Below are 16340 nucleotides of genomic sequence, written 5' to 3'. Positions count from 1 at the left end.
AATATTTGATGTTAGTTTACTATTATTTTTAATAAAAAATAATTTTCATGGAATGCAAACAACCCAATCATCAACAAAGAAAAGAGTTGTCTATAATTTTTTTTAAAAGAAAAAATTAGTCTATGTATTAGAGATCAGACATGTTCAACTTGCTACAAGCTATATAAAAAACATAGTAAATTATCATTTATCCATTCTTATAGAAAATATATTTTACATACAGTTCAGTATCGCTAATAAACTATAGATAAAAGTTTGTTATTGTATTATTAGTTAGTAAAGATTTCATTGTTAATAGCACAAAGGCTTATAAAGTTTGGATAAGATAAAAAAAATCGATATTTATCACTTTTTTGCTAATTATTACTGGACAAACGTGACTATACTTGCTGTACTAAGCATTGACACAGTTCAGTGTTTTTTTCATGTAAAGGTAATAACAGATGTCCAAAATTAAAGGTAACGTTAAATGGTTTAACGAATCTAAAGGGTTCGGTTTCATAACTCCAGAAGATGGTAGCAAAGATGTTTTTGTACATTTTTCTGCTATTCAGAGCAATGGCTTTAAAACTTTAGTTGAAGGTCAGCGCGTTGAGTTTGAAATTACTGATGGCGCAAAAGGTCCGTCTGCTGCTAACGTTACTGCTCTATAAGTTAACAGTCAGCATTTTGAAAACCCACTTAACAGTGGGTTTTTTATTTTCTAATAATGATTTCTACGTTAATTATATAAGTAAGGATTAATTTTCTAATTCTAGTACTGTGATATTCAATTTTATGACATGTAAATCTGTTTAAAAACTATGCTTTCTTAACGGAATTATTTAATTTCCAAACCCTTAATTTGCAGATCTGCGTTATATGAAGAACGAACAAATGGTCCGCAAGCAGCATATGTAAAGCCCATTTCCATAGCCTTTTCTTGCATTTTATTAAATTCATCAGGTTTGACATAGCGCTGTACTGGTAAATGGTAATCACTTGGTTGTAAATATTGTCCTATAGTTAACATAGTAACACCATGCTTACGTAAATCATTCATTACTTCAATGATTTCATCATTTGTTTCGCCTAAACCGACCATTAAGCCTGATTTAGTAGGGAGTTCTGGATGAAGCTCTTTAAAACATTGCAGTAATTTTAGTGATAGCTTATAATTAGCACCAGGACGTACCTGTCGATATAGACGAGGCACGTTTTCTAAATTGTGGTTGAATACATCTGGGGGTGTGGTATCAAAAATTTTTAAAGCACGATTCATACAACCACGAAAATCAGGCACAAGTATCTCGATTTTAATTAACGGGTTCCTTTGATGTATTGCAATAATGCAATTGGCAAAATGTTGTGCGCCTCCGTCATGTAAATCATCACGATTAACTGAAGTTAATACTACATATTGTAGTGTCATATCGCAGATAGTTTGAGCTAACTGTATTGGTTCTTTAGCGTTAGGAAGGTTTGGACGACCATGAGTTACATTACAGAATGGACAACAACGTGTACAAACTGTTCCTAAAATCATAAAAGTAGCAGTGCCACGATTAAAACATTGATTTAAGTTAGGACAACAAGCCTCTTCACATATTGAATACAAGTTGTTTTTGCGCATTTTAGCTTTAATTTCTTGAATTCTTTTGCTATATATAGGTAACTTGATTTTAATCCATTCTGGTTTACTTAAAAATTTTTTATGTTTATTGAAAATAATTTTTTCTGTAATAATTGATTTTTTATTATGCTGAGATGTGTTAGTATCGTATTTTATCTGAATTAATTTATTCATATATTATAATTTCCGTTAAAACTTGAGCTTTAAAATGCTTAGATTTAAAAATAAAATATTTAAGACTTTAAAAGCTAAAGCAAACACATTTCATCGGTTAGTATATATGTATCATATACTTTAAAAAACCGTTTCTTTAGACCAAGTGATTTGATTAAAGCCAGTTAATTTAGAAAAATGATGTAAAAGTTTTGATTGAACGTCAGGCAAGGTTATATCAGAGCGAAATTCGCTGAGTTGGACCATATGCATTCCTGCGTAACCACATGGATTAATAAATTTAAATGGGCTCAAATCCATAGAAATATTAAATGCTAAACCATGTAAAGAACACCCTTTACGTACACGCAATCCTAGTGAACAGATTTTATCTTTGCCTACATATACACCTGGCGAATTTGTTTTTTTATTTGCGATAATACCGTAATCTTTTAATGTAGCAACTATAGTATTTTCTAATGCTGCTATCAGTTCGTGTATGGCCATTTTACGACGCCTAAGGTCTATCAGTACATACATTAATTGCTGACCAGGTCCATGATAAGTAATTTGTCCACCACGATCACTTTGTAGTACTGGAATATTGCCTAATTTTAGGACATGTTCCATTTTACCAGCTTGTCCTTGTGTAAATATTGGATCATGTTCTACTAGCCAAACTTCATCTTTAGTAGTTTTATTACGCCAATCAGTAAATTGATGCATAGCATCAGATACTAATGACCATTCAACTTTATTGAGTTGACGAACAATTAATTTCTGGTGTAACACGTGAAAATCTCAATAAATATTGTTAGAATATTAATAATTATTAATTAGTTAAGAAGTTTATGATATAAATCATCTCTATGATTTTGATATTTTTTTATTGTTTATATAATATTTCAATGTACTCAACCTAAGTTATTTTAATGGCAATAAAAATAGTATGTATGTATAATAATTACCTTTTCTGCTTCTTATATTTTCCATACTGCGACTACACATATAATATTGTTTTTTTGAATAATTGCGTTATTTGATGTATTTTTATTAAGCATATTATATGATATGCAAAAAAAATAGTATTTTAATATTTAAAAGAAAAGATTACGACATGTTAGATGAATATAATCTATTATGCGATTAATAAACCAACTTTTTTGAACTGTATTCAATATGACTAATGGACGTTCTTGAATTATTTTTCCATCTAACTGAAACTTAATATTTCCTATAACCTGATATTTTTTTAATGGTGCAAATAGTGGTTTAGTGCTATTTAAAATATACTGAGCTTTTAAATCGTTTATTCTACCACGCGGTATAGTTATATAAGTATCTTTTTGTACACCTAATGAAACATGATTGTCTTTGCCAAACCACACCGTTTCTGAAGTAAATTCCTTTTCCGATTTTAGAGCTATTACTGTTTCAAAAGATCGAAATCCCCAAGTCAGCAATTTTTTTGTTTCTGTTTCACGAATTTTATAAGTATTAGCCCCTAGTACAGATGAAATTAAGCGCATATTTTTATTTTTTGCTGAAGCAACAAGGTTAAATCCTGCTGCATTAGTGTGACCAGTTTTAATACCATCAGCATGAATGCTATTATCCCAAAGGAGACCATTACGATTTATTTGTCGAATATGATTAAAAGTAAATACTTTTTCATTATAAATGGCGTATTCATCGGGTACATCACGAATCAATGCTTGTCCAATCAGTGCCATATCGTGTGCTGAACTATACTGATCCTGTGTGTCTAAACCATGCACCGTCTGAAAACGAGTATTTTTTAACCCTAATATACTAGCATAGTTATTCATCAATTTAACAAATGCATTTTGATCACCGGCGATGTAATCGGCTATTGCTACACATGCATCATTACCAGATTGAAGTACAATACCACGTCTTAACTGGGAAATTAAAACTTGATCACCTGGTTTTAAAAACATCAGCGATGAGCCTTTAAAGATAGGATTGCCAGTGGCCCAAGCATCTTTTCCTATAGTTACTATATCGTTTTGATGAATTTTGCCTGCCTTAACTGCTAGTCCAACAATATAACTCGTCATCATTTTCGTTAAACTAGCAGGATTACGTCTTACATCTGAATTATGTTCTGCTAAGATTGCACCAGAATTATAATCTATCAGTACATAAGCGGGAGCGTGGATACTTGGTTTATATGGCAAAATGGTCATAGCATTAAAGTTTACAACGTCTGCACAAGTCATACAGCTAAAAGAAATAGTAATCAGTATTATTGTTAAGTATTTAAAAAAAAGAAAAGCTTTTAAAATATTCATGTTTAAATTAACATATCCATAAAGTTAAGATACATTTTCTGTTTATCCAATAGATAAATAATTTACTTTAGTAGTGAAGTTCATTACTTAAATTATTTGAATGATTCAAACCCAGAAAAATTATTACCCAGCCTGTACTAGATTCTAAAATATATATATTCAATTTAATATTTTTAATAAAATTGATAGAATTTCCGGCACTAATGCTTAATAAATTACTATTACACAATATATAAATATATGAATATTACAATTATAATGTATGCTGTATTTAATATTTAGAAATTCCTTTTCTAATTCATCAGATCGATCAATGTTTAATTTTATCAGTCTAATAAATAAATATTACCGCCTCTGATTTACATTGTTTTAGCAAAATTAAACTAAATAGCATGTAGTAAAGTATTTAAATATTTTTAGATAACATCTTGGGATGAGTATGAATAGACATAATAATTCCAAAACCTGTCATTAGCATAATTAAAGCTGAACCACCATAGCTCATTAATGGTAAAGGTATACCAACTACGGGTAAAATACCACTTACCATACCCATATTAACGAATATATAAACGAATAAGATTAGCATTAGATTACCTATCATAACACGCCCAAAAGTTGTTTGTGCACATGTTGCCATAATCATACCTCGTATAATTAATAGTATATAAAGCAATAAGATAAGTAATACACCTACTAATCCAAATTCTTCAGCTAATACGGACAATATAAAGTCAGTATGACATTCGGGCAAAAAATCTAACTGTACTTGTGTCCCGTGCAACCAGCCTTTTCCAAACAGTCCACCTGAACCAATAGCAATCTTAGACTGAATAATATGATATCCAGCACCAAGTGGATCACTTTCGGCATTCAGTAACATTATTACTCGATCACGTTGATAGTCTTGCATAAAAAAAAACCATAATATAGGAGAAAAAACAGCACATAGAATCAAAGTGATACTGATCATTTTCCAACTTATACCAGACAAAAACAACACAAATAAGCCAGAGGCAGTAATCAATACTGCAGTACCTAAATCAGGCTGTGCAGCTACTAATAGTACGGGTATAAAAATAATAATTAAAGTAATCCAGGTATTTTTTGTGGTAGGCGGACAGACATGTCGATTAATAAATCGTGAGACCATAAGTGGTACAACAATTTTAGCAAGTTCTGACGGCTGAAAACGTATTAACCCTACATCTAGCCATCTTCGTGCACCCTTACTAATATGACCAAAAGCATCAACTGTTATTAGTAGTATAATACAGAGCGTATAAAGATACGGCGCCCAATTTTCATATATGCGTGGCGGTAATTGCGATATTGCAAGCATAATTACTAGTCCCGTTATAATTTGAATAGTCTTTCTTTGCATCATATAAAGATTTTGTCCGCTAGCACTCCAGGTAATAATCATGCTATATATGAGTAGAGTAATAATTATTGAGATAAATATTGGATCGATATGAATACGCATCCATATCGATTTTTCGTGAATATTATTTATAGGCATGTTTATTTTTGCTCTGCTATATTTAAAAATAACTTTATATAGTTAGAAAAAACCATGATGTCATTTTATTGAATTTTTACTATTTCTTACTTAAAAGTATATGATCAAGAATTTGTCGCATCATATGGGCTACTATTATTGAGTGTGTATCAGCATTTTCTAAAATTATAGTCACAGCAACACATGGCTTACTATAAGGTGCAAAGGCTGTCATTAATTTATGGTCGCGGAGCCGTGTATCAACTTTATGTGCATTATAGGTTTCATTTTCTTTTAAACTAAAAATTTGTGCTGTACCAGATTTAGCAGCGATTTTATAATCTGCATCAAAAAAACTTTTATATGCAGTACCATTAGGGCGGTTTGCTACACCGTACATACCATCTTTTACAATTTCCCAATAATTAGAGGGGATGTTATTCAATGAGCAATATGTTAATAATGGACAATAAGGTATTAAAGTTTTTTTTTTGCGAGTAGCACGAAGCACGTGAGGGACTTTTGTTGCACCATTATTAATTAAAATCATCATGGCATTATTCATTTGTATAGGTGTAGCAGTCCAGTAACCCTGACCAATGCCTACTGAAATAGTATCACCTTGATACCACGGTTGTTTAAAACGTTTCATTTTCCATGCACGAGTTGGCATATTGCCTGTACTTTCTTGTGGCAAATCAATTCCAGTACGTTGACCATACCCAAACTTATTCATCCATTTAGATAATCGATCAATACCTATATCATATGCAAGTTGATAGAAAAAAGTATCCACAGATTCTTCCAAAGATTTTTTCAGATTTACACGTCCATGTCCCCATTTTTTCCAATCACGATATCGTTTTACGGAACCAGGTAATTGCCACCAACCAGGATCGAAGAGAGTAGTATTAGAATTAATTATTCCTGCATTCAGCGCTGAAACAGCAATATAAGGTTTAACAGTTGAAGCGGGCGGATAAGCTGCTTGTAATACACGGTTATAAAAAGGATGATTTTTATTATTTAATAAAGCTTGATAGGTCTTTTTAGAAATACCTTCAACAAATAAATTTGGGTCATAGCCTGGTGTGGATACTAGTGCTAAAATTTCACCGTTGCGTGGATCACTAACGACTACTGCTGCAGAGTTTTTCGTCAGCAGTTGTTCAATATATTTTTGAAGCTTAAAATCAATTGTTAAATAAATATCACGTCCAGATTTTGCGGCTTGCTTATATAAATGTCGTATGACATGACCGCGATTGTTTACTTCAATTTCTTCATATCCACTTTTTCCATGAAGAATATCTTCATAATAACTTTCGATTCCTATTTTACCAATCGCTTGAGTACATATATAATTAGGCCATTTCCCCTCTTGACTAAGACGTATTACATCACGATTGTTAATTTTAGATACGTAACCAACTATATGACTCATAGATTTTTTATATGGGTAATAACGGTATTGATAACTTTTTATTTCTACTTCTGGGAAACGATGTTGATTAACAGCAAAACGTGCTATTTGAGTATTATTCAAATTTTTTTTGATCGGAACCGAAGTGATAATATGTGAGCTTTTGTACTTTTTTTTAAAAACTTCAATATCATTATCTGTCAGATCTAATATTGGTCGCAGATCTATCAAAGTTTGCTTAAAAGTATTTTTCTTTTTAAGAACTAATTCAGCTTGATATACAGTATGATTCAGAGCCAGAGGTACACCATTCCTATCAAAAATGATACCACGGTTTGGCGCTATAGAAACGACTCTTATGCGATTTTCATTAGATTTGGAATTATAATGATTATATTGCAAAATTTGTAAATAATAAAAATTAATTATTAAAATACTAGAAAGAACGAAAATCACAATAAAAGAAAGCAACGTTCTACTGATAAAAATTTTTTGTTCAACACTATAATTTCGAAAGGAATTTCTCTGTAGTTTCATATAGTTTTTTATGTAAGGTTATATGATTTTAAATCGTATAACATAATATTATTATGGTAAATTAGAAATAGAGCTGTTTTTTATTTTTACAATATTTATTTCATACAGATATATACTTAAACAGTAAGAACATTACAAAGTGGTTCTATCGACTAATAAATCGGCATAGTTATTTTATTTATACATATTAAATCATTATATAATAATCACTTCAGTTACTTGAATCATTGATCTCTATAAATCTATATCTCTTTTTTAGTATCTCAAAAAGAAATAATTTTACATTTTTTTAATAAAAAAATAGTAGAAATATTATGAAAGTATAATTTCAGAAGAAATTTAAATTTTTAACAGACTTTTTTAAATACATAAAATAGATTATGAATAATTAAAAAAATATGTTTGCTATATATATCCCTATAATGACCTATTAGATATTTTTATACATGATTATATTTTATATGTTAATAACGCATATGCAAAATTGTAAGCAATGGCCATTTTAATATAAAATGTATTGAATATATTAAATGTTTTTAAATTTATTTTAATTTTTAAAGTGATAAACTGTTAACAATATTGGATATATATTAAATCATGATGTATCATTACACATTAGAAAAAAATCTAATGATTTTTTAATCACCGATATAAGTTAACACTATGGATATAATCAATAACTCTATAAGGGAGCATATTGGAATAAGAAGATACTGATACTCCCTGATAAAAGAGTCGACGAATTTCTGTAGAAGAAATATTAATGAGAAAATTTTTGAATAGCCAAATATGACCTGATGGTATACTGAATAGCTGTTGTATATTAGAGTCAGTTATAAGATGTTTTTCTAACCACTTCTGCATTTTTGGCGTATGCATTGGAATAGCGTAACCAGGTCGTTGACATACTAATAAGTGACATAGCGATAGCAAATCTTGCCAACGGTACCAGGTGGTTAAATTTAATAAACAATCCTGACCAATAATAAAACCAATAGGTTGTTTAACACCTTGTTCAATACGTAATTGTTCTAATGTGCTAACTGTCCAAGACGGTATTTCATGTCTTAATTGACGCGTATCGATTTCAAACAGCGGGTGATGTTCAATAGCAAATCGCAACATATTAAGACGTTGATGTGCAGTAGCGTGTGGTTTAGCACGATTGGGAGGTATATTATTAGGTAATAGCGTGATTTTTTTCAAACCAACTTGCTTTGCTAGAGCTTCTAAAGTACGTAAATGTCCATAATGTATTGGATCAAAAGTACCGCCAAATACTGTATAAAGTTCAGTCATTTGTAAAACTCATTGGAAAATCACCGTGACATAAAATAAGTGATAATTTTTCTAATTCTAGCCAAAAATTTTGATTAGAGTGCTGTTTTAAACTTAATTCTAATTGTGCGAGTAAATGTATGGCTTTTTGTAATTGAAAGTAATTAAGACGCTGTAATGCTTTAATAAAAGCACTGCGACGATTTTTCCAAACATTATGTAACTCCATACGTTTAAACAGAGATTGTTTATTTTTATTTCGTTTTAAATATAAGAGTGTTAATAAATCTTGTTGCAAGATACGGAATAAAAGTACAATTTCAATATTTTCTTTTTTCAAGTAATACAAAATCAATAACGTTTTTTTGCTTTGTCCTTCTAGGATTGCATTAATCCAGTCAAATGGAGTAAAATTTTCAGTATTATTTGCTACATTTTTTATTTCTTTTATAGTCAAGGTTTTATTTGGCCACAGTAGTGATAAATGTGTTAAAACTACTGATAGACCCAGTAAATTGCCTTCATACAAGTAACAAAGTAACTTTACTGCAGAATCTTCTATAACCAGTCCCATTTTTTTTATACGTTTCATTATCCAATGAAACAATTCAGTAGGTTCAGGGGGATGACAAAAAACTAATACAGCTTGAGTGCTGAGTTTTTTAAACCAAATAGTATTTTCTTGTTTTTTGCTAAGCTTGTTAATATTTAACAATAATAATATATCATTATGTAATAAGCTAGTAAGTTTTACTAATTGTTCTGATATAGTTCGATTTAGTCCATTTATAGGGAATTGAAGTGTTAATATTGTGCGTTGGTTAAATAAATTTAATGACTGAAATTTAAAAAATAGCATATCCCAGTCTGTTTGTAGATTTAATGTAATTCTTAAATGTTCTTCAAAACCGTAATTTAATGCATAAAATACGATCATATCAATGCTTTCTTGAATTAACAGTGATTCATTTCCAATCAGAAAATAACATGAGAATAATTTTTGGCTAAGTTGTTTTTTAAGCTCTTCAGAATAGATTGTAATCATTACTTACGTAATAGCTAGATAAAATAATTAAGTGATATTAGTATATAGGTGAGTTCTAAATTTTATAGATCATTGAAAAATGTATTTTTTCAAAAAATTTCTTATTTTATAGTTGGATGTATGAGTAAATATAATTTACGTAATAACTTTTCAGCAATGCATTCATACATTTCTTCTATAATAGCATATTGTTCACTATCATTTACTATTGCAACATTTGGAGTATTAAAGAAAGAACGGCCAACAATTATTTCAAACGGATAAGTTCCCTTACTTGGTAAAAAAAGTTGCGCATCAACTCTGATGATCTTAAAATATTCAGCTACATTTCCATTAATAAATATAGATATCGGATTAGTATCATCTTTTTCTGCTCCAAGAGTTAGTATCGGATATTTATTATTGATCGTGTTATTATATTCAGTTACTTTAATATTATTATTTAATAGTTTTTTACATACATGGCGTACTAAGCGACCATATGGATCATCGCTCTTAACTATTATAGTGTCTATTCTAGTAGAGATAGGTAACATAATATTATCTAGACTAAAACTACATCCTGTCATATTAATACTGATTGCTATCAGCATACATATTTTAATGATTATTTGCCGCATGAGTTTCTTGTAAAATTAACTGGCGACTAAATTCAGTAATTTATGAGGAATATAAATTATTCTACGAATAGTCAGACCTCTTAGATGTTTTGCTATCGAATATTCTTGCAAAGCAAGTCGTTGTAATTGTTCTTTTGTTAAATCTGATGTAATAATAATTTTTCCACGAACCTTACTATTCACTTGAATTATTACCTGCACGCAATTTTCCATAGTAGCTTGTTTATCAACTACTGGCCAACTAGTATCATCAATAGTACCTGTTCCACCTAATGCTTTCCACATAATGTAGCTTGCATGAGGAGTGAAAGGATACAGTAAACAAACTACTGCTATAAGTGCTTCTTGCAACAATGCGTGATCTTGGATTGTATCCTTTGGAGCACGATGTAGTTTGTTTACTAACTCCATAATTGCAGCAATAGCAGTATTAAAAATTTGACGTCGATCAATGTCATCTGTTACTTTAAGAATAGTTTTATGTAGATTTCTTCGTAAGATTTTTTGTTCGTTATTTAAATTATTTACATCTAATCCTATGATTGGAAATCCACTATTGACATGTTTATAAACTAGTTTCCAAAGACGTTTTAAAAAACGATGAACACCTTCAACACCTGATTCTTTCCATTCTAGCGTCATTTCTACCGGAGAGGCAAACATTATGAAAAGTCGAACAGTATCTGCACCGTAACGTTTTACCATTAATTCTGGATCGATTCCATTATTTTTTGATTTTGACATTTTATTTAAACCAGCATATATCAGTTTTCGACCTTGAGTATCAGTGGCTTTCAAAATATCTCCTTTCTTATTGCGTTCAATGTTTACTTCAACTGGAGAAATCCAATTTCGTTCACCATTAATACCAACATAATAAAATGCATCTGCCAATACCATCCCTTGACATAATAAGCGCCTTGCAGGTTCATCGCAGCTCACTAGTCCTGAATCTCTTAGTAATTTGTGATAAAAACGAAAATACATTAAATGCATAATAGCATGTTCACTACCGCCTATATATTGATCGATTGGTAGCCAATAGTTTGTTTCTTGTGGATCTAACATACCTTTATTATAATGCGGGCAAGTATAACGCGCGTAATACCATGATGATTCCATAAAAGTATCAAAAGTATCAGTTTCACGCAGCGCTGGTTTTCCATTTATAGTAGTATCTGCCCATTTCGAGTCGGATTTAATAGGACTTACAATATCGGTCATTACTACATTTTCTGGTAAAATGATAGGTAATTGGTTTTCTGAAATAGGTTGTACAGTACCATCTTTTAGAGTAACCATTGGAATAGGTGAACCCCAATAGCGTTGACGAGAAATACACCAATCACGCAGACGATAATTTACTTTACGTATACCAATACCTTTATTAATGAGTTTGTTAGTAATGGCTTCGCAAGCTGCTTGATGACTTAGACCATTGTATTCTCCTGAATTAAATAATATACCTTTTTCGATCATTGCTGATTTATTAACATCTGGTTCTGTCCCATCTAGTTTGAGTATGACTGGTTTAATATTTAGTTTATATTTAATTGCAAATTCCCAGTCCTGATTATCATGCGCTGGAACTGCCATTACTGCTCCTGTACCATATTCCTTAATAACAAAGTTTGCAATCCATATGGGGATGGGATCCCCGGTAAAAGGATGCATAGAATAAAGATTAGTATCTATTCCTCTTTTTTCCATTGTTACTATATTAGCTTCAGAAAGTTTAATAGCTCGACATTCATTAATAAAGTTTAATATTTTAGAATTAGTCGTTGAAATTTTGATCGATAACGGGTGATCTGATGCTATTGCTAAATAACTGATGCCCATAAAAGTATCAGGACGTGTTGTATAGACAGTAATTTTCTCTTGACCATATTGATAATTTGCTATATTAAATACAATTTCTATACCTTCAGATCGGCCTATCCAGTTGCGCTGCATCGTTTTTACCTGTTTTGGCCAATCTTTAAGTGTGTCAAGATCATTTAAAAGCTGTTCTGCATAATCAGTAATTTTTATAAACCATTGCGGGATTTGTTTACGTTCAACTTTACTATCGCAGCGCCAGCAACAACCGTTAATTACTTGCTCATTAGCTAGTACAGTCTGGTCATTTTTACACCAATTAACGGAAGCAGTTTTTTTATATACAAGACCTTTTTGGTATAATTTAGTAAAAAACCATTGTTCCCAACGGTAATATTCTGGTTTACAAGTTATGATCTCACGATTCCAATCATATCCAAAACCTAGCATTTTAAGCTGTGTTTTCATATATTCAATATTGTCATAAGTCCAGCTAGCCGGTGTAGTGTTGTTTTTAAGAGCAGCACTTTCTGCAGGTAAACCAAATGCATCCCAACCAATTGGCTGAAGAACATTTTTTCCAAGTAAGCGTTGATAACGAGAAATTACATCTCCTATTGTATAATTCCGTACGTGTCCCATATGTAAACGACCAGAGGGATAAGGTAACATTGAAAGACAGTAGTATTTTTCTTTTTTTTCCTTTTTAATTGCTTGAAAAGTATTGTTTTCTTCCCAGTATCTTTGAACATGAAATTCTATTTCTTGTGGGCAGTATTCCTCTTGCATAAGTGTTGCCTATATTTCTAATTGAGTTTATTGGTAATAATATAACATAATTATCATGTTGATTATGAAAGATATTTTGATGCAATATGTAATTCAATTGTACTGTTATTATCATAATAATCATATATTATAATATAATCACTACAATTTTAATTTAATGTTTATTATGTAACCCCATGAGTAAAATTTCCATTACAATAATAATTTGCTTAATTTGAAATTTTTATTTTTTAGTAATATCAATTGCAAATTAATATATTTAATTAAATTAGACATATTGATATTATCCTCATACAACTACTGAAAAGTTAAATAATTTATTTATAATCAATGGCTTAATAAACATAAACTTTTAACTGAATTTTCAAAGAATTTAAATTCTGTTATTCAAATAATGTATTTTAATGTAAGTATTATAGATGAAATACGCTTCATTCATATAATACAAGCTCATAATATATTGATTTGGATTTTATTTTTAGCAATAAATAATATTTTTATCAAATAACGATGTTATTATATAACATATATTAAATCAATAGGTTATATATTTTATTATATATTTTACTATTGATTACTTACGACGTCCTATATTTGCTATAATCAGGTTGATCAATGTGCATAACCATACTGGACGCACACCAAATTTAGAATACGGCGTTTGACCAGTTGTGAACGTAACTTTGCTATTAAGCACCTGACGTGTAAAAGGCGGAATCATTTTTTCTACATTTCCATTCGCATTTATTACAGCAGAAATACCGTTATTAGTAGCACATAAGAGCGGACGGCCTAATTCTAGTGCTCGCATGCGAGCCATCTGAAAATGTTGCCATGGACCAATGGATCGACCGAACCAAGCATCATTAGAAATCGTTAGCAAGCAGTTTGTGTCAGGATGTAAATTCTCTCGTATTTGTTCACCTAATATAATTTCATAACAAATTGAACAAGTAAAATTATATCCAGCAATTCTTAATGGTCTTTGCAGATAATTGCCATGGCTAAATGACGACATAGGAAAATTAAAAAAAGGAGCTAAATAACGTAGTAATTTTTCTTGAGGCATAAATTCACCAAATGGAACTAAATGATTTTTTTGATAACGATTTTGATTGTGATAACTATACGATTCTGTATCACCTAATACAATTAACGAATTATAATTACGACAATTATTATGCTCAATATCTGAATCAATAATACCAGTAACTAGTGCACTACCATGAGCACGTAACTCATGATCTAGTGCGTGCAAAAATGGCTGTTGATTGCTTTCTAAATCAGTAATAGCCGATTCGGGCCAGATAATAATAGATACTTTATCCATCCACCGATGAGTATATGAAGTATAGATATTTAATGTATGAATCAGTTGTTTAGTATCCCATTTTATTGACTGAGGAATATTGCCCTGTATTATAGCTATATTTATACTATGTTCTGGTATAGATTGATACCATCGTAGTTTTATACTCCATTGACAAATAAAAATTATAGTGATAGCTGCCATAGCGCTCTTTAACGCACGATTGTAAAAAGCATGGGCAAATAAACCTGTTATTATCATTAATAAAAAAGTAATAGCTTCTACACCTGCCAATGGCGCTAATCCTTTTAACGGACCATCAATTTGACTATATCCAAATTGTAACCATGGAAAACCAGTAAGTATGTAGCTGCGTGAAAATTCTGTTATGTGCCATAATGCTGGTGCTGCTAGTGAAAAACGACATAAAGAAGGATACGGCCAAAAGCAATTCATAAGAATAGCAAATAACATTGGATAAAATGATAAATAGGATATTAATAGCATTACTATAAAAATATTAATTGCTGTTGGCATCCTCCCGAAATTAGCAATACTGATATAAATCCAGTTAATACCGCTAAAAAATAATCCAATGCCCCATATAAAACCAATAGCGGAAGTTTGAATAAAATGTTTATTTAATAATAAGGTCTGTAGACCAAATAGCGATATTAATGCAGCAGGCCAAAAATTGTAAGGAGAGAAAGATAATGTGCCAATAACGCCATATATTAACGCTAATACTAAATATGATTGACGTAAAGAAAAAAAAGAGCTTAATATCATTATTTTTTTATTTTGACACACGTCAATTAGATTCCCTTATTGATTTAAGTCTAAAATATGTAATGGTTATTAGCGATACTAAATTTGTATTTCATTTTAAATGGTCATAAAGTAATTTGAATATTTAAGTTTTTAGAATTATTTAATCATCTTTAATTTATTGAAAGAATTTGATTTTAATTAACTGTATGTTGGTATTTTATATGATTTAATGAAATAAATAGGGATTTGAATAACCAAGCATATGCATGATTTTAATTTCTAAGCGCTCCATTTTTTTTGCTTGCTTTTTTTTGAAATGTTTATATCCAAGTAAATGTAGCATTCCATGTATGACTATATGAGCCCAATATTCTTCATTTCGTTTATTATTTTCAAATGCTTGACATTTTACTATAGAACTACAAATGATCAGATCACCCAATAGCGGAATTTGAATGTAAGGGGAAGATTCAAAAGGAAAAGATAGTACATTAGTGGGTTTATTAATACCACGATATAAAAAGTTTAATGTTTGACTCTCTTCTTCATCTACTATACGAACGGTTACTTCACCTTTCACTTTAAATAGCTTAGCAACTAGCTCTAACCAATATTGGAACTTAATTATATTAGGTAGATTATTTACGTTAGAGCAAACTAACTGTAAATCCAGAATAATCATACTCACTGAAATTTTTCCATATTTTTATAAAAGATTTTCTATATCGTAATTTTCTATATTATGCTTACATCTTCATGTATTGATTCAATTGCAAATCTAAAAAGTAGAATACAAAAATGCTTTTTGATTTAATATGTTAAGAATATTCAATTATGATAAAGATTGATGGATATCTTCATGATAAAAATACACAATCTAATACCATACCTAAGCTATTAGATTTGATGTCTTAAATATAACAATATATGCTTTTCAACAAATAAACCTCAAATACAACACATGGGTTATTGTTTATGTATGATGCATGTTTATTGCATGATGTTATATAAATGCACTTCAAAAAAATATTATTAAATATTTTTGCTAAAATATCGTACTATTATAACTAAATAGTTTTTTTTTATCGAATTTGAAGATAAATATTCAAAATACTTGCAATAGTGAAAAATCATATGGTTAATTTTCTTTTTTTAAATTTTAAATA

Annotated in this window: 12 protein-coding genes; 1 reads left to right on the top strand and 11 read right to left on the bottom strand. The window is 30.1% G+C overall.

The features are described 5' to 3' along the window. Positions 1-443: 443 nt before the first annotated feature. Complete coding sequence (cspE, locus tag BMSBPS_RS02045) at positions 444-653, top strand: transcription antiterminator/RNA stability regulator CspE (protein ID WP_022564767.1); 210 nt, start codon at positions 444-446, stop codon at positions 651-653. 167 nt (positions 654-820) lie between these two features. Here the strand turns inward: cspE and lipA are convergent, their stop codons facing one another. The 11 genes from lipA to ybeY all read right to left on the bottom strand — a co-directional run bounded on the left by lipA (position 821) and on the right by ybeY (position 15862). Next, entirely contained in the window at positions 821-1786 is a 966-nt protein-coding gene (gene lipA, locus BMSBPS_RS02040) for a lipoyl synthase (protein WP_046201134.1), read from the bottom strand. Positions 1787-1906: 120 nt separating this feature from the next. Continuing rightward, the gene (gene lipB, locus BMSBPS_RS02035) at positions 1907-2557 is read right to left on the bottom strand and encodes a lipoyl(octanoyl) transferase LipB (RefSeq protein ID WP_046201133.1); all 651 of its coding nucleotides are present in this window, start codon (positions 2555-2557) and stop codon (positions 1907-1909) included. A 305-nt stretch (positions 2558-2862) separates the two neighbouring features. Next, a complete protein-coding gene (locus tag BMSBPS_RS02030; RefSeq protein ID WP_022564764.1) occupies positions 2863-4080 on the bottom strand; it encodes a serine hydrolase in 1218 nt (405 codons plus the stop codon). A 406-nt stretch (positions 4081-4486) separates the two neighbouring features. Continuing rightward, on the bottom strand, positions 4487-5602 hold the full coding sequence (mrdB, locus tag BMSBPS_RS02025; RefSeq protein ID WP_022564763.1) for a peptidoglycan glycosyltransferase MrdB: 1116 nt from the start codon (positions 5600-5602) through the stop codon (positions 4487-4489). Positions 5603-5681: 79 nt separating this feature from the next. Next, on the bottom strand, positions 5682-7541 hold the full coding sequence (gene mrdA, locus BMSBPS_RS02020; protein ID WP_046201132.1) for a peptidoglycan DD-transpeptidase MrdA: 1860 nt from the start codon (positions 7539-7541) through the stop codon (positions 5682-5684). 642 nt (positions 7542-8183) lie between these two features. Next, on the bottom strand, positions 8184-8840 hold the full coding sequence (nadD, locus tag BMSBPS_RS02015) for a nicotinate-nucleotide adenylyltransferase (protein ID WP_022564760.1): 657 nt from the start codon (positions 8838-8840) through the stop codon (positions 8184-8186). Continuing rightward, the gene (gene holA / locus BMSBPS_RS02010; RefSeq protein ID WP_046201131.1) at positions 8833-9864 is read right to left on the bottom strand and encodes a DNA polymerase III subunit delta; all 1032 of its coding nucleotides are present in this window, start codon (positions 9862-9864) and stop codon (positions 8833-8835) included. The genes nadD and holA overlap by 8 nt, the downstream gene beginning before the upstream one ends. 101 nt (positions 9865-9965) lie before the next feature. After that, positions 9966-10484, bottom strand: a complete 519-nt coding sequence (lptE, locus tag BMSBPS_RS02005) for an LPS assembly lipoprotein LptE (RefSeq protein WP_052331680.1) — start codon at positions 10482-10484, stop codon at positions 9966-9968. Positions 10485-10499: 15 nt separating this feature from the next. Further along, complete coding sequence (gene leuS / locus BMSBPS_RS02000) at positions 10500-13094, bottom strand: leucine--tRNA ligase (RefSeq protein WP_046201130.1); 2595 nt, start codon at positions 13092-13094, stop codon at positions 10500-10502. 574 nt (positions 13095-13668) lie between these two features. Next, a complete protein-coding gene (gene lnt / locus BMSBPS_RS01995; RefSeq protein ID WP_044170123.1) occupies positions 13669-15192 on the bottom strand; it encodes an apolipoprotein N-acyltransferase in 1524 nt (507 codons plus the stop codon). A gap of 208 nt (positions 15193-15400) precedes the next feature. Continuing rightward, positions 15401-15862, bottom strand: coding sequence for an rRNA maturation RNase YbeY (gene ybeY, locus BMSBPS_RS01990; RefSeq protein WP_046201129.1), 462 nt, complete (start codon positions 15860-15862; stop codon positions 15401-15403). Positions 15863-16340: the final 478 nt, after the last annotated feature.

This window comes from Candidatus Pantoea carbekii (genome assembly GCF_000971765.1).
GTDB lineage: Bacteria > Pseudomonadota > Gammaproteobacteria > Enterobacterales > Enterobacteriaceae > Pantoea_A > Pantoea_A carbekii.
This window is presented reverse-complemented; position numbering and strand designations above follow the sequence as displayed.